The 21,315-nt window shown below is 49.5% G+C and carries 18 protein-coding genes; 9 read left to right on the forward strand and 9 right to left on the reverse strand.

Going from position 1 to position 21,315, the window contains the following annotated elements; all coding sequences use genetic code 11:
- Positions 1 to 4 precede the first annotated feature (4 nt).
- The 6 genes from coaE to nadC form a co-directional block, all read right to left on the reverse strand.
- A complete protein-coding gene (gene coaE / locus AC6R1A_RS01735; RefSeq protein WP_500632920.1) occupies positions 5 to 613 on the reverse strand; it encodes a dephospho-CoA kinase in 609 nt (202 codons plus the stop codon).
- A gap of 1 nt (position 614) precedes the next feature.
- Entirely contained in the window at positions 615 to 1,484 is an 870-nt protein-coding gene (locus AC6R1A_RS01740; protein ID WP_500632925.1) for a prepilin peptidase, read from the reverse strand.
- Positions 1,485 to 1,522: 38 nt separating this feature from the next.
- Positions 1,523 to 2,749 (reverse strand): type II secretion system F family protein, encoded by a 1,227-nt coding sequence (locus AC6R1A_RS01745; RefSeq protein ID WP_500632921.1) that lies wholly within the window; start codon positions 2,747 to 2,749, stop codon positions 1,523 to 1,525.
- A 36-nt stretch (positions 2,750 to 2,785) separates the two neighbouring features.
- Complete coding sequence (pilB, locus tag AC6R1A_RS01750) at positions 2,786 to 4,471, reverse strand: type IV-A pilus assembly ATPase PilB (protein WP_500632922.1); 1,686 nt, start codon at positions 4,469 to 4,471, stop codon at positions 2,786 to 2,788.
- Entirely contained in the window at positions 4,471 to 4,935 is a 465-nt protein-coding gene (locus tag AC6R1A_RS01755; RefSeq protein WP_487902119.1) for a pilin, read from the reverse strand. The genes pilB and AC6R1A_RS01755 overlap by 1 nt, the downstream gene beginning before the upstream one ends.
- A gap of 339 nt (positions 4,936 to 5,274) precedes the next feature.
- Entirely contained in the window at positions 5,275 to 6,186 is a 912-nt protein-coding gene (gene nadC, locus AC6R1A_RS01760; RefSeq protein WP_487902118.1) for a carboxylating nicotinate-nucleotide diphosphorylase, read from the reverse strand.
- Positions 6,187 to 6,325: 139 nt separating this feature from the next.
- Here nadC and ampD point away from each other — a divergent pair, with 139 nt between their 5' ends.
- Positions 6,326 to 6,892: a 1,6-anhydro-N-acetylmuramyl-L-alanine amidase AmpD gene (ampD, locus tag AC6R1A_RS01765; protein ID WP_500632923.1), complete on the forward strand. Its 567-nt coding sequence runs from the start codon at positions 6,326 to 6,328 to the stop codon at positions 6,890 to 6,892.
- Positions 6,893 to 6,916: 24 nt separating this feature from the next.
- Here the strand turns inward: ampD and fldB are convergent, their stop codons facing one another.
- Positions 6,917 to 7,438: a flavodoxin FldB gene (gene fldB / locus AC6R1A_RS01770; RefSeq protein WP_500632926.1), complete on the reverse strand. Its 522-nt coding sequence runs from the start codon at positions 7,436 to 7,438 to the stop codon at positions 6,917 to 6,919.
- Positions 7,439 to 7,608: 170 nt separating this feature from the next.
- On the opposite strand from fldB, the gene xerD reads away from it, so the two are divergent.
- The 7 genes from xerD to lpdA all read left to right on the forward strand — a co-directional run bounded on the left by xerD (position 7,609) and on the right by lpdA (position 18,631).
- Positions 7,609 to 8,505 (forward strand): site-specific tyrosine recombinase XerD, encoded by an 897-nt coding sequence (gene xerD / locus AC6R1A_RS01775; RefSeq protein ID WP_420378222.1) that lies wholly within the window; start codon positions 7,609 to 7,611, stop codon positions 8,503 to 8,505.
- A gap of 39 nt (positions 8,506 to 8,544) precedes the next feature.
- Positions 8,545 to 9,291 (forward strand): bifunctional protein-disulfide isomerase/oxidoreductase DsbC, encoded by a 747-nt coding sequence (gene dsbC, locus AC6R1A_RS01780; RefSeq protein ID WP_487902116.1) that lies wholly within the window; start codon positions 8,545 to 8,547, stop codon positions 9,289 to 9,291.
- A 16-nt stretch (positions 9,292 to 9,307) separates the two neighbouring features.
- Positions 9,308 to 11,047: a single-stranded-DNA-specific exonuclease RecJ gene (gene recJ / locus AC6R1A_RS01785; protein WP_500629311.1), complete on the forward strand. Its 1,740-nt coding sequence runs from the start codon at positions 9,308 to 9,310 to the stop codon at positions 11,045 to 11,047.
- Positions 11,048 to 11,556: 509 nt separating this feature from the next.
- On the forward strand, positions 11,557 to 12,327 hold the full coding sequence (pdhR, locus tag AC6R1A_RS01790; RefSeq protein ID WP_334553897.1) for a pyruvate dehydrogenase complex transcriptional repressor PdhR: 771 nt from the start codon (positions 11,557 to 11,559) through the stop codon (positions 12,325 to 12,327).
- Positions 12,328 to 12,375: 48 nt separating this feature from the next.
- Complete coding sequence (aceE, locus tag AC6R1A_RS01795) at positions 12,376 to 15,039, forward strand: pyruvate dehydrogenase (acetyl-transferring), homodimeric type (RefSeq protein WP_500630136.1); 2,664 nt, start codon at positions 12,376 to 12,378, stop codon at positions 15,037 to 15,039.
- Positions 15,040 to 15,058: 19 nt separating this feature from the next.
- A complete protein-coding gene (gene aceF, locus AC6R1A_RS01800) occupies positions 15,059 to 16,975 on the forward strand; it encodes a pyruvate dehydrogenase complex dihydrolipoyllysine-residue acetyltransferase (protein WP_500632895.1) in 1,917 nt (638 codons plus the stop codon).
- A 231-nt stretch (positions 16,976 to 17,206) separates the two neighbouring features.
- Positions 17,207 to 18,631: a dihydrolipoyl dehydrogenase gene (gene lpdA, locus AC6R1A_RS01805; RefSeq protein WP_334553903.1), complete on the forward strand. Its 1,425-nt coding sequence runs from the start codon at positions 17,207 to 17,209 to the stop codon at positions 18,629 to 18,631.
- Positions 18,632 to 18,769: 138 nt separating this feature from the next.
- Here the strand turns inward: lpdA and AC6R1A_RS01810 are convergent, their stop codons facing one another.
- Positions 18,770 to 19,384, reverse strand: coding sequence for a LuxR/HapR/OpaR family quorum-sensing transcriptional regulator (locus AC6R1A_RS01810; protein ID WP_487902112.1), 615 nt, complete (start codon positions 19,382 to 19,384; stop codon positions 18,770 to 18,772).
- A gap of 329 nt (positions 19,385 to 19,713) precedes the next feature.
- Here AC6R1A_RS01810 and hpt point away from each other — a divergent pair, with 329 nt between their 5' ends.
- Positions 19,714 to 20,244, forward strand: a complete 531-nt coding sequence (gene hpt / locus AC6R1A_RS01815) for a hypoxanthine phosphoribosyltransferase (RefSeq protein ID WP_334553906.1) — start codon at positions 19,714 to 19,716, stop codon at positions 20,242 to 20,244.
- A gap of 88 nt (positions 20,245 to 20,332) precedes the next feature.
- Here the strand turns inward: hpt and can are convergent, their stop codons facing one another.
- Positions 20,333 to 21,001, reverse strand: coding sequence for a carbonate dehydratase (can, locus tag AC6R1A_RS01820; protein ID WP_334553908.1), 669 nt, complete (start codon positions 20,999 to 21,001; stop codon positions 20,333 to 20,335).
- Positions 21,002 to 21,315: the final 314 nt, after the last annotated feature.

A 21,315-nucleotide genomic window follows, 5' to 3' on the forward strand; every position in this document is an offset into this window, starting at 1 on the left:
ATTCTCACAGATTTTCCCTACAGATTTCTAGGAACTTTTGATGCAATTCTGTGATTTGAGGCAAAAGTTTCTCGTTTGTTGCATCATTTTTAATCACATCGTCGGCAATCGCCAAACGTTCCTCTCGGCTTGCTTGCGCACTGAGAATCGCACGGGCTTGTTTTTCGTCAACATTGTCACGGGCCATCGTTCGTTCAATCTGAGTTTCTGGCGCCACATCGACCACAAGAACTCGCTGAGCAAGTGCTTGGAGATTGTTTTCCACCATTAGAGGGATCACAAGCAGCGCATAGGGTGAGGTGACCTGCTCAAGCTCGGCGAGCATCTTTTGACGAATCATCGGATGGAGCAGGTTATCCAGCCAGGTTTTCTCTTTGGGATCGGAAAAGATGGCCTCGCGCAGTGCGGCTCGATTCAAGCTGCCATCGGCTTGCAACATCGATGCGCCGTAGCGCTCTGCGATGGCTTTTAAACCCTCACTGCCCGGTTCCACCACTTCGCGCGCTACGACATCGGCATCGACAATATCGATAGCAAAGTGTTGCTGAAATAGGTTTGCCACAGTGGTTTTGCCACTGGCAATGCCGCCGGTTAATCCAACGATCAACGCCATATTAGATTCCTACCATCTCCGTCAGATACCAGTGAAGTAGACCATCGCCCCACATCATGCTGATAAAGCCAGCGATCGCGAGATAAGGGCCAAAGGGAAAGGCTTTGTCGATACCTTGCTGCTTGAGCCTGAGTTGAATCAAGCCAAACAGCAAACCAACCACAGACGAAAGCAAGATGATCATCGGAAGTGCTTGCCAGCCTAGCCATGCGCCAAGGGCGGCGAGCAGTTTAAAATCGCCATAGCCCATGCCCTCTTTGCCAGTGACTAACTTAAACAGCCAATAGACGCTCCATAGGGCCAAGTAACCGGCCATCGCGCCAATGACAGCATCCTCAAGTGAGACGGGGCTGATGTTCAATAGCGCCAGTGCCAACCCCGCCCACACCAGTGGTAACGTCAACTGATCGGGCAGTAGCATGGTGTCGAGGTCGATAAAGGTCGCGCAGATAAGAACAAAGGTGAACAGCAGCAGCGCGAGGCTCATCGTTGAGAAGCCAAATTGCCAGGCGACCAGTACAGATAGGCCAGCCGACAGCAGTTCAATTAAGGGGTAACGCGCACTGATGGGGGCTTGGCAATGAGCACATTGACCGCGCAGCATCAGCCAGCTGACCACCGGAATATTATCGATAAGGCGCAGTGGTGAGTGGCATTTTGGGCATGTCGAACGGGGAATGCTGAGATTATAGGTGCCTTCGGGGGGCGATATTTTGTACTCAGGGAAGCTCTCGGCGCACTCGCTACGCCACTCTCGCTCCATAATGATGGGTAGGCGGTGGATCACCACGTTAAGAAAGCTGCCAATAATTAAGCCAAACACGCCTGCCAGCGTAGGAAAAAGCCAAGGGTAGTACTCAAACAGCGCAATCAAGAGAAGTGCCTTATCCAATCAATAGAGTGCTCATCTTATCCTAATACACTCATTAAGTTAAAGATGGGCAGGTACATAGCCACGACCAATCCTCCCACCACTACACCAAGGAAAATAATGATCAGTGGTTCGAGGATCTTGCCTAAGTTGTCGACCGTGTTATCGACTTCAAACTCGTATATGGTGGCGATTTTATTGAGCATATCATCAAGTCGCCCCGACTCTTCGCCGATCATCACCATTTGCAGTACCATCTCGGGGAATGACTGCGTATTTCGCATCGCAATGTACATCGGCATTCCGGCGGCGGTATCGTCATACACTTTATCAATTGCGGTTTGGTAGTGCAGGTTGTTGGCGGTTTTCGCGGAGGTTTTGAGACTTGAGAGAATCGGAATGCCCGCGCTAAAGCTGGTGGCAAGTGTGCGGCTAAATTTGGCAATAGAGGCTTTGGTCAATACGCCGCCAATCACAGGCATTTTCAATCCTATCCGGCTCGATATCAGTTTGATTCGGGCCGATTTTTGTTTGGCGATTTTTAGCACAATGGCTGAAATAACCACGCCGAGCGCCGCAGGTAAGCTGTAAGTTTGGGTAAGATGAGAGAGGTGGAGTACCTGTTGCGTAAACCAAGGCAGCTCGGCGCCAAACCCCTGAAACATGTTTTCAAACTCAGGAATGACCATAGTGAGCATCAAGTAAGAGACCCCTAACGCGGTGAACACCACCATCGCAGGGTAGATCAGTGCCTTGATGACTTTCGCGCGCAGCTGCTCCGATTTTTCACGATAGAGTGCAAGGCGTTCAAACACTTGTGGCAAGTTGCCCGCTTGCTCTCCGGTGGCGACCATATCGATGTACAAGGTATCAAAGTGGCTAGAGGCGTTACGCATCGCTTTTGAAATCGGCGTACCGGCTTCAATGCTTTTGCCGATTTGTGCCAATACTGATTTCATTTCGGCTTTTTTGTGATTATCGCCCACCAATTTGATCGCCTGAATGATCGGAATGCCAGTGGCCAGCATGGTCGACAGCTGACGGGTGAGGATGGTGATGTCTTTGCCCTTGATGCGCTGCGTTGCGCGGGTTATGGCGGAGACACTGCGTTTTTTGATCTTTTTAACTTGAATATGCTGCGCTTTCAGTTTGTCACGCACCTCGCTCTCGGTTAAAGCGAGATATTGACCGGAGACTTTCTTCCCTGAACTATTGAGGCCTTTCCAGCGGTAGTTTTTCAGTTGTGCTTGTTTTTGGATGGGCATCAAGAACTCCTATAGGGTATCGAAATAAACAAGGGATTAAAGATAGAGCACGCGCTGCAACTCTTGATAACTGGTGATGCCACTGAGCACTTTCTCTATGCCGGACTCTTTGAGCGTTTGCATGCCTTGTGACCGCGCTAGCTGCTCGATACCGGCGATGGTCGCCCCATCGGCGATGGCACTCGCCAGCGTTTCATCCACGTTCATCACTTCGTATAGACCTACTCGGCCTGAGTAGCCGGCGTTGCACTCTGGGCAGCCATCGAGGTTCGCGGTAAAAAGTGGCGCAACTGAGATGCCAAGTTGCTGGCAGTAGTGCTGAGCGCGCGGCTCAGGCTGTTTGCAGTGAGGGCACAGGCGACGCGCCAATCGCTGGGCAATAATTAGGCTCAGTGACGAGGCGACATTAAAAGGCGCTATGCCCATGCTGCTAAGGCGCACAACGCTCTCGGCGGCGGAGTTGGTGTGCAGGGTCGAGAGCACCAGGTGGCCGGTTTGCGCCGCTTTGACGGCAATTTCGGCAGTATCAAGGTCGCGTATTTCGCCGACCATCACGATGTCGGGATCTTGGCGGAGAAAGGCGCGCAGTGCACTGGCGAAATCGAGTCCAATTTGCGGTTGCATCTGAACCTGATTGATCCCAGGTAAGTTGATCTCCACCGGATCTTCAGCGGTGGCGATGTTGACTTGCGAGGTGTTGAGAATGTTGAGCCCGGTATAGAGGGAGACCGTCTTACCGCTCCCTGTTGGTCCAGTCATTAAAATCAGCCCCTGAGGCTTTTTTAGCGCATTGAGGTAAAGCGTTTTTTGCTGCTCGTTATAACCGAGCTTATCGATGTTCAGATTCGCTTCGCTGCTGTCGAGAAGGCGCAATACGATTTTTTCGCCCCATAAGGTTGGCAACGTCGAGACGCGCATATCGATCGCGGTCTCTTGGCTGAGCCTGAGCTTGATACGTCCATCTTGTGGCAGACGGCGCTCGGCAATATCCAATTTGGCTAGGATTTTAATGCGCGCTGATAAACGGCGACTGAGGTGATGGGCGGGCTGTTGAGTTTCAATTAAGATGCCATCACAGCGTAGCCGAACGCGAAAGGTCTCTTCATAGGGCTCAAAATGGATATCTGATGCGCCCTTGCGCACCGCATCGAGCAGGATTTGGTTAATGTAACGACTGACTGGCGCATCATCTTGACTCAGATCTTCAATGCTACCCACTTCGTCATCACTGACATCCACAAGGTTGGCCAGCTCTTGCTCGTTGATCTCTTTGTTGCTGTTTTGCTCGCCAGCGATCGCGCGCCCATACAAACGGCGAATGGCCCCTTGCAGCGCTTTCGCATCGGCCAGCACCAACTCGACTTGCAGACCGGTAGCAAAACGAAACTCTTCTTCGACATAAAGGTGGGTAGGGTCTGATACTGCAACACTGAGTGAACAAGCGGTTTTGCCAACGGGCAGCGCTTGCAAGCGAGTGATGAGCTCACGTAAGCCAAGGGTTTGGCACAGCTCAGCGTAGGGCGTTTGCGACAGGTCGATGACGTTGAGCCCAAACAGCTGACTGAGATGCTCAGTCAATTGGGTATGGTTAATAATGGCCAGATCGTGCAAAGCGTCAGGGACGGAGCCCCCTGACGCTTGCACATGCTCCAGCACTTGTATCTCTTGCGCTGCGTCAAGCAACTTGGCTTGACGCAGGATTGAGGGGAGGTTGGTGAGCATTATGGGCAGTAGTCTGTTTGTACTGTTGCTAACCCTGCATCTTTGTAGCAACTCTTTGTCCACACTAAACCACTTGTTTGGTATTCGGCGTGCATGACATATGTTTCTCCAGAAGCTATTGGGCCTTTCGCTGCTGCCGCTGTAGCTATAACATTGACCCCACCTGAAGCGGCTTGTTGAGCATCTATATCGATACTGTTTAGTGCTGCACTAGGTACATTTCCAGCGGAAGTGATGCAGTCATCTTCGAATGAACTAGCATCGGATGCAATCTCATGTGAACACAATTCGACTGCCAACTTTATCGCAGCAGCGGCTTTGGGAAACTCTGATAATGTCGCTTTTTTTGTATAGTTTTGATAAGCAGGTACGGCAAAAGCTGACAAAATCCCAATAATCGCCACTACGATCATCAATTCAATTAAAGTAAAACCAGCTTGCTGGCGACGTGGTTTGGTTTGCATAGAACTCTCCATTTGGGTGCTTGAGGCACCGCGGTGTTTGTTGATGGGGAGAGCATAGAAGGGCTATGAAACTTGTGGAAATGGTGGCGCAGCGCTTTCCGAGTCAATTAGGAAAAAATACGACTTGATTTCATTTACACGGCAAATTACTTCGAGCGAGGACAAAACTTTATGAGAGTCGAGAGGCTTTTACGTCAGGAAAAAACAGTAAATGGAGACGCGAGGCCTCCATTTACTGTTTGAAAAATAAGATCTTTCTTCCATTTTTTTAGTCAATGGCGTTCTTTACTGAAAGCACAGCCAGTCGGTAGCGCGAAAACACTGCTTCAAAACACGGCTTTAAAACGCCTCTTTAAAACGCATAGAGAGATCGAGCGCTTTAAGGTGTTTGGTCAAAGCGCCGACGGAGATGTAATCCACACCGGTCTCTGCAAACTCGCGGATGGTCTCAAGCGTGACATTGCCTGAGTTCTCAAGTGCAGCGCGACCCGCATTGATTTTCACCGCTTCACGCATCATCTCTGTAGTGAAGTTGTCGAGCATGATGATGTCCGCGCCAGCATCAATTGCCTCTTGCAGCTCTTGCAAGCTTTCGGTTTCCACTTCCACAGGTTTGCCCGGGTTCAGACTCTTGGCCATCTGAATGGTTGGCGTGATGCCGCCATTGGCAATGATGTGGTTTTCCTTGATGAGGTAAGCATCAAACACACCGATGCGGTGGTTAAAGCCGCCACCGCACGCCACGGCGTATTTCAGTGCGCTGCGAAGGCCAGGAATGGTTTTGCGCGTATCAAGCAAGCGACAGTCAGTGCCTTGCAGCTGTTTGGCGTATTGCGCCACGGTACTCGCGCAGCCAGACAGCGTTTGGATAAAGTTCATCGCGTTACGCTCGCCGGTCAGCAGCATGCGTGATGAACCCGTTAAGGTGCACAGCACTTGGTTGGGCTCCACGGTGTCACCATCGTCGACGTTCCATTCAATCGTCACTGGGCTGCCACCGGGCTGCTCGGCAAGCTGCTTGAAGACTTCTTCTGCCCACGCCTTACCACAGAACACACCGTGTTCGCGGGTGATTAAGGTGGCTTGGTTCTGTGCATCTGCAGGTATCAGAGCCGCGGTAATGTCGGCTGCGGGATCCAAAGTGCCACCGAGATCTTCTTTCAGCGCGTCGGCCACCGCTCGCGTGATCTCTAGCGGAAGTTGCTGCTTCAAATATTCAAGACGTTCTTGGCTATTGTGTGTGTTTTTCATCGCAAATCTAATACGCAGTTGAACAGAGTGGGGCATGATACGCTGACTGAGCATGAAATTCAGCCATTATTCTCGCATTTTATCTCAGGCGAGATAGACTCTAGCCAGGCTATGTTTGAGTTCCGAGTCGTATAACAACATGATAGATAACCAAGGGTGGTATCAAGCGGCGCGTCATGTGCCCTCACCGTTTTTTGATCAAAGACCACAAGGTGAGACGATCTCTTTGCTGGTGGTGCACAACATCAGTTTGCCACCGGGCCAATTTGGTGGCCCCTATATCGAGCAGTTTTTTAGTGGAACGCTCGATCCTAACGCACATCCGTTTTTTTCGGTCATCCATAAAATGGGCGTCTCGGCGCACTGCTTGATTCGCCGTGATGGTGAGGTAGTGCAATTTGTATCGTTTGATGATCGCGCTTGGCATGCGGGCGCGTCGAGTTTTGCAGGTCGCAGCCGCTGTAACGATTACTCGATTGGTATCGAACTGGAAGGCACAGACACCATCGCCTATACGCCAAAGCAGTACCAAGCGCTGGCCACATTAAGTCTAGAATTAATGTGCTCCTACCCGCAGATCAACGTTTCTCGAGTGACGGGGCATCAGTACATTGCGCCGATGCGCAAAACCGACCCAGGCTTGGTGTTTGATTGGCCGCGTTTTCGACGCTTAATAACGCCGATGAATCGCGCCGGCGAAGAGTGAGCGAACTCAGAGAGTGCGTTCGTTTTAGAGTGACTCTTGGTACTCAGTAAGCACTTGTTCCACCCAGGTCGCAATGCGCTCATCGCTCAGTTCGTATTGAGAATCTTCATCGAGCGCAAGACCGACAAAGAACTGGCTATCTTCGGTGAGCGCTTTCGAGGCTTCGAATTCGTACTGCTCATCATTGGGCCAGTAACCAATCAGGTTGGCGCCGGTCTTGACGATTTCATCGTGCAGTAAGCCCATCGCGTCGAGGTACCACTCGCCATAGCCTTCTTGGTCACCAAGGCCAAACAGTGCGACGGTTTTGCCACTGAGATCCACCGTTGGTACTTGTTGCCAAATCGCGTTCCAGTCTTCTTGAATCTCGCCAAAATCCCAAGTGGAAATGCCTAAAATCAGTAAGTCGTAGTCGGCCATCTGCGAGAGGTCGGACTCTTTGACATTGTGGATGTCGAGTAAGTCTTCCCCGATGATCGCGCGCATTTTCTCTGCTGCCATCTCTGTGTAACACGTCGTAGAACCGTAAAACAGGCCGATTTTCATCATTGGTTTCCATCTTGATTGGTGTGCATACCGCGAATTCTAACCACAAAATGGCGAGCTTTGCAGCGAATATCCTCCTCAACGGTGATTTTTTATGGCTTTCTTCTAGCGAGGCACTTACATTGAAAGCCATTAAGCATCAACGTGAGAGAGTAAGTGTGTCGCAGGTGTTGACTCCGGACCAAGGAATCATTGAGCAGTTTTTAGATACCATGTGGATGGAGCGCGGGTTATCGGAAAATACTTTGGCCTCGTATCGCAATGATCTGTTTAAACTGCTGAGCTGGATGAGTGAGCACAACTATCGGCTCAGTTTTATTAGCCTCTCAGGGTTGCAGGATTATCAAAGTTGGTTGATGGACCAAGGCTATAAGCAGACGTCGCGTGCGCGCATGTTGTCGGCCATCCGTCGCTTGTTTCAGTACCTGCACCGTGAAAAGATACGGGCTGACGATCCGAGTGCCTTGCTGCTAAGCCCTAAATTGCCTAAACGCTTACCGAAAGACCTCTCTGAGGCGCAGGTCGATGCGCTGCTCGATGCGCCGGACGTCAATGACGCGATGGAGCTTCGAGATAAAGCAATGCTAGAGCTTTTATACGCCACCGGGCTTCGTGTGACGGAATTGGTGAGCTTAACGATGGAAAACATCAGCTTGCGCCAAGGCGTGGTGCGGGTGATCGGTAAAGGCGGCAAAGAGCGTTTGGTGCCGATGGGCGAAAATGCCGTCGACTGGACGGAAACTTTTCTCAAACAAGGCCGGTCTGAATTATTGGGTGACACTACCTCTGATGTGGTTTTTCCGAGCAAAAGGGCGAGGCAAATGACGCGTCAAACCTTTTGGCATCGTATCAAACATTATGCGGTGAGAGCGGGCATCGATACCGAGCAGTTGTCGCCGCACGTATTGCGCCACGCGTTTGCGACGCACCTATTAAACTACGGCGCGGATTTGCGCGTGGTGCAGATGCTCCTCGGGCACAGTGATTTATCCACCACCCAAATCTATACCCACGTTGCGACCGAACGATTGAAACAGCTCCACAGTGAGCATCATCCAAGAGCCTGATTAGGCACTTTGAACCACAAGACAAGAAAGGTGAATTGAATGAGCGTATTACGCCGTATCACTCTACTGACACTGCCACTACTGTTGACGGCGCAAGCCAGTGCTGCAACAGAGCCGGCTTTCGATAAAGCGCAGATTGAAGCGCGTTTTAATCAGCTTGGGCTGGAAGTGCAAGATGTTGTCCCTGCTGAGATTGATGGCTTATTAGAAGTGCAAACCAATGGCGGCATCTTGTTTGCGACGCCTGATGGTGAGTACTTTATGGCGGGCACCTTGTACAAGTTAGACAGCAATGGTCAGTATGAAGATGTACTGGCGAAGCGACAAGCTCCGATTAATGCGGCAAAAATCGACGCTTTCAAACAGACCATGATTCCGTTCAAAGCCGACAACGAACAGTATGTGGTGACCGTCTTTACCGACATTACCTGTGGTTACTGTGTGCGTCTGCACAGCCAAATGCAAGACTATAACAAGCTGGGCATCACCGTGCGCTACATGGCGTTTCCAAGACAGGGCGCAACGGGGGGCACCGCCGATCAGATGGCGGCCATTTGGGGCGCAAGCGATCCTCAGCAAGCCATGTCTGACGGGAAAACCCGACGTGAGATCCCTGAGCCAGGGGAAGACTTTGCCAAATACCAGCAGATCATTAGCCAGCATTATGCGCTTGGGCGCGAGCTAGGCATTCGTGGCACACCAGCGATCTTTCTGCCCAATGGCGACATGGTGGGGGGATACCTACCACCCCGCGATTTGCTCGAGCGTTTAGAGCAAATCCAATAATGAGCAGGAATGAGCGATGATAGAGATTCAACGTCGTCCTGAGGCAGACATTACCCTATTGCCTGAGAGTATCGATCCGCTGCTGCGCCGCATCTACATCAACCGTGGTATTCAAAGTGTTGAGCAGTTGGAGACAACCGCAAGAGCTTTGCACTCTTACCAGAAATTGCATGGTATTGAGGCCGCGGTGAGTTTGTTGTTTGAGGCGATTCGCCTCAATCAGCGCATCATAGTGGTGGGCGATTTTGATGCCGATGGCGCGACCAGCTCTGCGTTGTCTGTACTGGCACTGCGGATGCTGGGATCGAGCAATGTTGACTATTTGGTGCCGAATCGATTTGAAGACGGCTACGGCCTTAGCCCGGAAGTGGTCGATCAAGCGATCGAACTGGGCGCGCAAGTGATCATGACCGTCGATAATGGCGTGTCATCGATTGAGGGCGTGCGCTATGCCAAGCAGCAAGGGCTTACGGTGTTGGTCACGGATCATCACCTACCTGGGCATGAATTGCCTGAGGTCGATGCGATGGTCAATCCAAATCTCGACGAGTGCGCGTTTCCGTCTAAGGCGCTGGCCGGTGTCGGTGTCGCTTTTTATTTGATGATGGCGCTGTGCGTCCATATGCGAAAAGCGGGATGGTTTGCTGAGCAAGGTATGGCGGAGCCCAAACTGATGGAGCTGATAGATCTTGTGGCGCTGGGCACGGTCGCAGACGTGGTGCCTCTGGATGAGAACAACCGCATTTTGGTGCATCAAGGGCTGCAACGCATCCGTGCGGGCAAAGCAAGGCCAGGTATTCAAGCGTTGATTGAAGTGGCGAAGCGCGATGCAAAGCGTCTCGTTGCCGCAGATTTTGGTTTTGCCTTGGGGCCAAGAATCAACGCCGCCGGTCGACTGGACGATATGTCGTTTGGGGTTGAACTGCTGATGAGCAACAACATCCACGCCGCAAGGCGCATGGCTTCTGAACTTGATGGGCTGAATCAAACGCGCAAAGAGATTGAAGAGGGTATGAAGCAAGAGGCGATGGCGTTTTGTGAGCGGTTGCAGTTTGGTGAAGGGAGCCAGCTTCCCTATGGACTGGTGCTGTTTCAACGCGATTGGCACCAAGGGGTGATCGGGATTCTGGCCTCGCGCATCAAAGAGCAATTTCATCGCCCTGTCATTGCGTTTGCCGATGGCGGTGATGGCGCGATTAAAGGCTCTTGTCGCTCGATACCAGGTTTACACATGCGTGATGCGCTCGATCGTATCGATACGCAACATCCGGGGCTGATTAAAAAATTTGGCGGCCATGCGATGGCTGCCGGTTTAACCATCATGGAGAAAGATTTTGAACGCTTTGCGACCTTGTTTAACCAAACGGTGGAACAAGAGTTGGATGAAGCGGCGCTCAAAGGGGTGATCTTGTCCGATGGCGAGCTGCGCCCAGAAGAGTTTTCCATGCACACCGCGCACGTGCTTCGCAGTGGTGGGCCTTGGGGGCAAGCGTTCCCAGAGCCGATTTTTGACGGCGAGTTTATGGTGCTGCACCAAAAGCTGGTGGCCGAGAAGCACTTAAAGCTGATGTTAGAGCCACTCTATCGTGGCCACCCAACCGGGCTGACGATGGATGCGATCGCGTTTAATGTCGACTTGAGACGTTGGCCGGATGCGAGCGCCAAAACCGTCCATCTGGCTTATCGCCTCGATATTAATGAGTTTCGGGGCAATCAGTCTTTACAGCTGATGGTCGATTATATTGAAGCGAGATGAACGTTCTCGACATCTAATAGACTCCCTCATTGATACCGCGCCAAGCAGAAATGCTTGGCGTTTTTTTGTTTCGTTTTTTGAGGAGAGAGTTTAGAGACGAGAGTTTTGAGGTGAGACTTTCAGGTCTGACCAGGGAATGCGATCGGGATCCGTTACCCTGTTTTCAGAAAAATCGCGGTTGAATTCAGAAAAATGTCATCTCACCAAGGTATCGACGGTGGATAGACTATGCTTTGATGTTATTCGCTTCGTTTCATTTGTATGATGACTCAATCAAGTAAAGTGTGATGCGTGGCACGTTTTTGCCCCATCTGTTTCTCTTTTGTAATTGGTCATACCAATTTGATTGATGTTTTAATTATGAGCTGTTATCAAACTGTGACCGCATGAGTCGTTCTATGATTTGAATCAAATTTTGGCTGGAAGTTGCGTTTTAATTATGTTAATTTCCTCGCCAAGATAAAATTGGTATTACCAATTGACTGCAAAGAGAAAGAAGAATAACAACTATGGCTTATCAAAGGATTCGTCAGCCAAAACTCTCCGATGTGATTGAGCAAGAGTTAGAAAGGTTGATTGTGGAAGGTACACTTTCGCCGGGGCAACAACTGCCACCCGAGCGCGAACTGGCGAAGCAGTTCGATGTGTCTCGTCCGTCTATCCGTGAAGCCATCCAGCGCTTAGAAGCGAAACGTCTTTTGACCCGAAAACAAGGGGGAGGGACGTTTGTCAGTGAAACGATTTGGACCAGTTTTTCGGATCCTTTACTCAATCTCCTATCGAGTCATTCTGAGACTCAATTGGACTTGCTGGAAACGCGTCACGCGATGGAAGGGATTGCCGCTTATTTTGCAGCTCTACGTGGTACCGAAGAAGATTTTGCTCGCATTCAGGCTTGTTTAGAGATCATCTCACAAGCTCAGTCCACAAAAGAAGTGGACGCCGAAGCTGCGGCGGTGGTGCAGTTTTTGATTGCCCTAACCGAAGCCGCGCACAATGTGGTGTTGCTGCATATTATTCGCAGCCTTGCGCCTTTGCTTGAGCAGAACGTATTACAGAATTTAAAACTATTACACCGCCGCGATGAAGTGGTGGAGAAAGTAAGTAGACACAGGGCTAATATCGTGGATGCGATTGTTTCAGGCCAACCTGAAAAAGCGCGTGAGATGTCCCATTCGCATTTAGCTTATATCGAAGAAACATTGTTGGATTTGACTCGTGAAGAGTCGCGCAGAGAACGCTCTTTGCGTCGAATTCAGCAAGGTAACGATGCTAACTAAAACCGTTACTTAAATAAGTAGATCCAACCAACAGAAGGATAGATCGCCATGTCTGACATGAAGCATGACGTAGACGCACTTGAGACTCAAGAATGGTTACAAGCTCTTGAGTCAGTAGTTCGTGAAGAAGGTGTAGAACGTGCACAGTACCTACTAGAGCAAGTTCTAGACAAAGCTCGCCTAGACGGCGTTGATATGCCAACAGGCATCACAACCAACTACATCAACACGATTCCAGCGAACCAAGAACCAGCTTACCCTGGTGATACTACGCTTGAGCGCCGTATCCGTTCCATCATCCGCTGGAACGCAATCATGATCGTTCTACGTGCATCTAAGAAAGATCTAGAGCTAGGCGGCCACATGGCGTCTTTCCAGTCTTCTGCTGCGTTCTACGAAACCTGTTTTAACCACTTCTTCCGTGCACCGAACGAGAAGGATGGTGGCGATTTGGTTTACTACCAAGGTCACATTTCACCAGGTATCTACTCACGTGCATTCGTTGAAGGTCGTCTAACTGAAGAGCAGCTAGACAACTTCCGTCAAGAAGTAGACGGAAAAGGTATTCCTTCATACCCGCACCCTAAACTGATGCCTGAATTCTGGCAGTTCCCGACAGTATCGATGGGCCTAGGTCCAATCGCTTCTATCTACCAAGCTCGTTTCCTTAAGTACCTAGAGGGCCGTGGTCTTAAAGATACGTCAGAGCAGCGCGTTTACGCCTTCCTAGGTGACGGTGAGATGGATGAGCCAGAATCACGTGGTGCTATCTCTTTCGCTGCGCGTGAGAAACTAGACAACCTATGTTTCCTCATCAACTGTAACCTACAGCGTCTAGATGGCCCTGTTATGGGTAACGGTAAGATCATTCAAGAACTTGAAGGTCTGTTCAAAGGTGCTGGTTGGAACGTAGTGAAAGTCATCTGGGGTAACAACTGGGATTCACTACTCGCCAAAGATACGACGGGTAAGCTTCTTCAACTGATGAACGAAACCATCGACGGCGACTACCAAACATTCAAATCAAAAGATGGCGCGTACGTACGTGAGCACTTCTTTGGTAAGTACCCAGAGACAGCTGCACTTGTTGCTGACATGACTGATGACGAAATCTTCGCACTTAAGCGTGGTGGTCACGAGTCTTCTAAGCTATACGCGGCATACAAAAACGCGGCAGAAACGAAAGGTCGTCCAACAGTAATCCTAGCTAAGACTGTTAAAGGTTACGGCATGGGTGAAGCGGCTGAAGGTAAGAACATCGCGCACCAAGTTAAGAAGATGGATATGACGCACGTACTACACCTACGTGATCGTCTAGGTCTTCAAGACATCCTAACTGACGAAGCAGTGAAAGAACTTCCGTACCTGAAACTTGAAGAAGGTTCAAAAGAGTACGAATACCTACACGCTCGTCGTAAAGCGCTACACGGCTACACGCCACAGCGTCTACCAAAATTCACTCAAGAATTCATCGTTCCTGAGCTAGAAGAATTCAAGCCACTACTAGAAGAACAGAAGCGTGATATCTCTTCTACTATGGCATTCGTACGTGCACTAAACGTTCTACTTAAGAACAAGAACGTTGGTAAGAACATCGTTCCTATCATTGCTGACGAAGCACGTACATTCGGTATGGAAGGTCTGTTCCGTCAAATTGGTATCTACAACCCGCACGGCCAAACTTACACACCAGAAGACCGTGGCGTTGTTTCTTACTACAAAGAAGCGACTTCAGGTCAGGTTCTACAAGAAGGTATCAACGAGCTGGGTGCGATGTCTTCATGGGTTGCTGCTGCGACTTCATACTCGACAAACGACCTACCAATGATCCCGTTTTACATCTACTACTCAATGTTCGGCTTCCAACGTGTGGGCGACATGGCGTGGATGGCTGGTGACCAACAAGCACGTGGTTTCCTACTCGGTGCAACGGCGGGTCGTACAACGTTGAACGGTGAAGGTCTACAGCATGAAGATGGTCACTCGCACATTTTGGCGGGTACGGTTCCTAACTGTATTTCTTACGACCCAACCTTCGCGTACGAAGTCGCGGTCATCATGCAAGACGGTATCCGTCGCATGTACGGTCCAGAACAAGAAAACGTGTTCTACTACCTAACGCTAATGAACGAAAACTACGCAATGCCAGCAATGCCAGAAGGCGCTGAAGAAGGCATCCGTAAAGGTATCTACAAGCTAGAAACTTACACAGGCGACAAAGCGAAAGTTCAGCTGATGAGCTCTGGTACTATCATGAATGAAGTACGTAAAGCAGCTCAAATCCTAAGCGAAGATTACGGTGTCGCTTCTGATGTTTACTCTGTAACGTCATTCAACGAACTCACTCGCGATGGCCAAGATGCAGAGCGTTTCAACATGCTTCACCCAGAAGCGGAAGCGAAAGTACCTTACATCCAAACAGTAATGGGTACTGAACCTGCTATCGCAGCCACTGACTACATGAAGAACTACGCAGAGCAGGTTCGTGCATACATTCCTGCTGAGTCTTTCAAAGTTCTTGGTACTGATGGCTTCGGTCGTTCAGACAGCCGTGAAAACCTACGTCGTCACTTCGAAGTGAACGCAGGTTACGTAGTAGTAGCAGCGCTAACTGAACTAGCGAAACGTGGCGAAGTTGAGAAATCTGTAGTTGCAGAAGCAATTAAGAAATTCGACATCGACACAGAGAAAACAAACCCGCTATACGCTTAATTAAGAAGGTAGATAAGAAATGGCAATCGAAATTAATGTACCAGACATCGGTGCGGATGAGGTTGAAGTTACTGAGATTCTTGTAAGCGTTGGCGACAAGGTTGAAGAAGAGCAGTCTCTGATCACAGTTGAAGGCGACAAAGCTTCTATGGAAGTGCCTGCATCGACAGCGGGTATCGTTAAAGAAATCAAAGTTGCAGAAGGCGACAAGGTTTCTACTGGTTCTCTAATCATGATTTTCGAAACCGAGGCGGCCGGCGCTTCGGGTGCAGCTGACGCTGCACCTGCTCCTGCGGCAGAAGCAGCTCCAGCAGCAGCGGCAGAACTAAAAGAAGTTCACGTACCAGACATCGGTGGTGATGAAGTTGAAGTGACTGAAATCATGGTTGCCGTTGGCGACAGCATCGAAGAAGAGCAATCTCTTCTCACTGTTGAAGGCGACAAAGCGTCTATGGAAGTTCCAGCGCCATTCGCAGGTACGCTAAAAGAGATCAAAGTTGCAGCAGGCGATAAAGTATCGACTGGCTCACTTATCATGGTATTCGAAACAGCAGGTTCAGGCGCTCCAGCAGCACCAGCGGCAGCTGAAGCTCCTGCAGCAGCAGCTCCAGCAGCGTCCGGGACGCCGGCCGCAGCGGCAAAAGAAGTGAACGTACCAGATATCGGCGGCGACGAAGTTGAAGTTACTGAGATCATGGTTGCGGTTGGCGACACAGTGGAAGAAGAGCAATCTCTAATCACTGTTGAAGGTGACAAAGCTTCTATGGAAGTGCCTGCACCATTCGCTGGCACAGTTAAAGAAATCAAGATTGCAGCTGGCGACAAAGTGTCTACTGGCTCACTCATCATGATTTTCTCTACAACGGAAGGCGAAGTAGCGGGCGCAGCACCTGCTCCGGCAGCGGCTCCAGCTCAAGCGGCAGCACCTGCAGCGGCAGCGCCTAAAGCAGAAGCACCAGCGGCAGTAGCTCCAGCAGCTGGCGACTTCCAAGACAATGATGAGTACGCTCACGCGTCTCCGGTGGTTCGTCGTCTAGCGCGTGAATTTGGCGTTAACCTTTCTAAGGTTAAAGGCAGCGGTCGTAAGAGCCGTATCCTGAAGGAAGACGTTCAGAACTACGTGAAAGAAGCGCTTAAGCGTCTTGAGTCTGGTGCAGGTGCAGCCGCATCTGGTAAAGGCGACGGCGCGGCTCTTGGTCTACTTCCATGGCCAAAAGTGGACTTCAGCAAGTTCGGTGAGACGGAAACTCAGCCGCTATCTCGCATTAAGAAGATCTCAGGTGCAAACCTACACCGCAACTGGGTGATGATCCCGCACGTAACCCAATGGGACAACGCAGACATCACTGAGTTAGAAGCGTTCCGTAAAGAGCAGAACGCCATCGAAGCGAAGAAAGACACGGGCATGAAGATCACGCCACTTGTGTTCATCATGAAAGCGGTAGCGAAAGCACTTGAAGCGTTCCCTGCGTTCAACTCTTCTCTATCTGATGACGGTGAGAGCCTGATTCTGAAGAAATACGTCAACGTAGGTATTGCGGTAGATACGCCAAACGGCCTGGTTGTTCCTGTATTTAAAGATGTGAACAAGAAGGGCATTTACGAGCTGTCTGAAGAGCTGATGGTCGTGTCTAAGAAAGCACGTGCTGGCAAGCTCACAGCGGCTGACATGCAAGGTGGATGTTTCACTATCTCAAGTCTTGGCGGTATCGGTGGTACAGCGTTTACGCCAATCGTTAATGCTCCGGAAGTTGGTATCCTTGGCGTGTCTAAGTCTGAAATGAAGCCAGTGTGGAACGGTAAAGAGTTTGAACCGCGTCTACAGCTTCCACTGTCTCTCTCCTACGATCACCGTGTGATTGATGGTGCAGAAGGTGCACGTTTCATTACTTACTTAAACGCGTGTCTGTCTGACATTCGTCGTCTAGTATTGTAATTCATGACTCCCCTTTCCCTCGGTGTAAAGGGGAGTCACTTTTTCTATATTCAGCAGTTCATTCGTGAATTGTTGTCTAGCTCACAGGCTAAATGGATTTACTTTTCACACCATTAACATCTCTGTAAACTGTTGGCGGTCTGAAAATAATATTGAAAAACAAACCATTCGTTGAACGATAGATTCCATACTCACTCAGCCTGTTAGGGATAATGACTACAAGAGGTCAAAATGAGCAAAGAAATTAAAGCCCAGGTGGTAGTACTTGGTGCCGGTCCTGCTGGTTACTCCGCTGCATTCCGTTGTGCAGACTTAGGTCTGGACACTGTTCTTATCGAGCGTTACAGCACCCTAGGTGGTGTTTGTTTGAACGTGGGTTGTATCCCATCAAAAGCGCTTCTACATGTGGCAAAAGTGATCGAAGAAGCGAAAGCTTTGGCTGAGCACGGTATCGTGTTCGGTGAGCCACAAACAGACATTGATAAAATTCGTCTGTGGAAAGAGAAAGTGATCAACCAATTGACTGGCGGTCTTGGCGGTATGGCTAAGATGCGTAAAGTGAACGTGGTGAACGGCTTTGGTAAGTTCACGGGTCCTAACTCGATTGAAGTGGAAGGTGAAGACGGTAAAACGGTCGTTAACTTTGATAACGCTATCGTTGCTGCGGGCTCTCGACCTATCAAACTTCCATTCATTCCGCATGAAGACCCACGTATTTGGGATTCAACGGATGCACTTGAGCTGAAAGAAGTGCCAGGAAAGCTGCTGATCATGGGCGGTGGTATCATCGGTCTAGAAATGGGTACGGTTTACCACTCTCTGGGTTCTCAAATTGACGTGGTTGAAATGTTCGACCAAGTTATCCCAGCGGCAGACAAAGACATCGTTAAAGTTTACACCAAACGTATTAAGAACAAGTTCAACTTGATGCTTGAAACTAAGGTGACCGCTGTTGAAGCGAAAGAAGACGGTATCTACGTATCAATGGAAGGCAAGAAAGCACCAGCGGAGCCAGAGCGCTACGATGCGGTTCTTGTGGCTATCGGTCGTGTGCCAAACGGCAAGCTTATCGATGGTGAGAAAGCTGGGATTGAAATCGACGAGCGCGGTTTCATCAATGTTGACAAGCAAATGCGTACCAACATCCCACACATCTTCGCGATCGGCGATATCGTTGGTCAGCCAATGCTAGCGCACAAAGGTGTGCATGAAGGTCACGTTGCAGCAGAAGTGATTTCTGGTAAGAAGCACTACTTTGACCCGAAAGTCATTCCTTCGATTGCCTACACTGAGCCAGAAGTGGCGTGGGTTGGTAAGACTGAGAAAGAAGCGAAAGCAGAAGGCATCAACTACGAAACGGCTACTTTCCCGTGGGCGGCGTCTGGTCGTGCTATTGCATCTGACTGTGCAGACGGTATGACGAAGCTTATTTTCGATAAAGATACCCATCGCGTTATCGGTGGTGCGATTGTCGGTACTAACGGTGGTGAACTGTTGGGTGAAATCGGCCTAGCTATCGAAATGGGTTGTGATGCAGAAGATATCGCACTGACTATCCATGCTCACCCAACTCTGCATGAGTCTGTCGGTCTAGCCGCGGAAGTGTTTGAAGGCACCATTACTGACCTTCCAAACCCTAAAGCGAAGAAGAAGTAATTCTTCTTAGACTGGAATAGAGAAAAACCGCTGATAAGTCAGCGGTTTTTTTATGCCTGTTCACTTATGCCTATTCACTGTGCTCGCTCCTGTACGTTAAAGATCAGGCATAGCGAATAGGCGTAGTTGGCGAGCGTATTACTGATCGCGCTTGTAAATACAGAGCATGTTTAAGTGGCTGTTGGTCAGTTTCTCCATCGCTTCAGTATCTTGAATACGATTGGCTTGAATGAACAGCGAGTAGAACATGCCGTGGAACAGGGTCGCGAGATCGACAGGATCGTGTTTGTCACACACTTCATCGCGCTCGATGGCTTTCACAAACATATTTTGCACCAGCAGTTGGTTGGTGCTGTTGGTGGAGACAAACAGCGGCCAGACTTCATCACGAGTCGAGGCGCTCCATTCGAACCACACTTTGAGCCAGTGACAATCATTGAGCACCAACTCAACCATCGCAGAGGTCAGATTGTGAAGGTTCTCTCTCGCGTGGAGGTCTAGGTCAATATTGTCGGTGAGGAAGTTGGAGAACTGTCTGACGACATAGTTTAGAACGTCATCGACGAGATCTTCTCGGGTTGGAAAGTAGTTAAACACCGTCGCCACAGAGACTTGTGCGATCTCTGCAATGTCAGCGTGGCCACCACGTCCAATTCCGCGGCGAGCAAACACTTCCAAGGCGATTTCCATCAACTGCTGTTTGCGTTTTTGTGGAGAAAGGCGTGTACGGGGTCGTTTCGCTATAGAATCCATAGTTCATTTCCTTGCCAATTGAGTTGTCGTTGTGGGCTGAGCCCTATTTAGTATTTTATTATTTGCCGTAGCATTGATGAGTGTAATGGTGCATATGCTTTGGGTCAACGTTTTGAGGTGATTTAATAATCAATTTTGTTAGTTACTAATATTCCATTTTTATCAGTCCCTGGGTTTTCATCCAAGCAAACGTTTAAGAGTGAGCGCTCAAGTGTTAGACTACGCGCTTGATCATTTAGCAGTACCGGCGAGTCAAATGGCTCGGAACGGGCATATAGGCGCGAATACGCTATCCTTCAGGTACTGGCAAAACGAAAGACGAGATGGGTATGAAACATACAGTAGAAGTGATGATTTCTGAGCAAGATGTTCAGGCGCGAGTAAATGAGCTGGGCAAGCAGATCACCGAGCACTACCAAGGAAGTGAAGACTTGGTGTTGGTTGGATTGCTGCGTGGTTCGTTTGTCTTTATGGCCGACTTAGCGCGCCAAATTGACCTGACGCATCAAGTGGATTTCATGACGGCTTCTAGCTACGGCAATACCATGGAAAGCTCACGCGATGTTCGCATCTTGAAAGATCTCGATGACGACATTAAAGGCAAGGATGTGCTGATTATTGAAGACATTATCGATACAGGCAACACACTCAACAAAATCAAAGAAATTTTGTCGCTGCGTGAACCTAAATCGATCGCCATCTGTACGCTGCTTGATAAGCCTTCGCGTCGCGAAGTCGAGGTGCCTGTGGATTGGATTGGTTTCTCAATCCCGGATGAGTTTGTCGTTGGTGTTGGTATTGACTACGCGCAAAAGTATCGCCATCTTCCATACATCGGTAAAGTGGTACCACAGGAATAAAGTGGTCACACATAAACTGGCAACACGACATTGAACAATGCCCGCGATTGCGGGCATTGTTGTTATTAGGTTATGTGTGTCAATGAACTTAGCGACACAAGAGTTTTTGTTCTGGGTTGAGGATCGCTTCCATCGCTTTCTGATAAGAGTCATCGACCGATTCTCTTGAGCTTGAACGCACGCCCAAATACTCCAGTTTACCGTCGCCAATCCCATACACAACACCGTGGATTTCCACGTCCTGACCGCGCTCCCACGCATTTTGCATAATGGTCGAGTTGCCCAAATTGTACACTTGCTCCGCAACGTTGATTTCACCCAGCTTGTCCGCTTGATCCTCTAACGGCATGCCATCAAGGTAGTGACGATGCTTAAAGTAGAGATCGCGAATATGCAGTAGCCAGTTGTTAATCAGGCCAAGTTGCGGATTGTCGATCGCCGCTTTCACCCCGCCGCAGCCATAGTGACCACACACGATAATGTGCTTCACCTTCAACACATCTACCGCGTATTGCACCACAGACAAACAGTTGAGGTCGGTGTGAATGACTTGGTTTGCCACATTTCGATGAACGAAGAGCTCACCAGAGTACAACCCGGTCAGGCGCTCTGCTGGAACACGGCTGTCTGAACAGCCAATCCACAAGAAGCCTGGGCTCTGTCCTTGTTCCAATTGAGTAAAATATTCAGGTCGCTCGGCTTTGATCGACTCTGACCACTTAGAGTTATTATCAAATAACTGTTTAATCTCTGGCATCTTACTTATCAATCCTAAAAAAATGTTTCATCACTATACATAATGTTACAAATTCATACTCGTAAAAAATCAGTAAAAAGGCACTCATCTGACGAGTTTAGGGATGAAAATACATAAACTTAGTCGAGTTCCTAACAAACAGTTATAAAGTAGTCGGAATGTGATACCAATTACTGTTACTGCTGAGGGGTAACATTTGTTAGAGTGATGTTTTTGCGGCATTTCGCCTCAATAATCTGATTTTTCACGTCAGATAGTAGCATAAATTTTATGGTTATTGGTTTTCCACTTGGTATTCACGCGCTGAAGCTAAG

This window comes from Vibrio sp. R10-SG3-ISO3 (assembly GCF_059834225.1).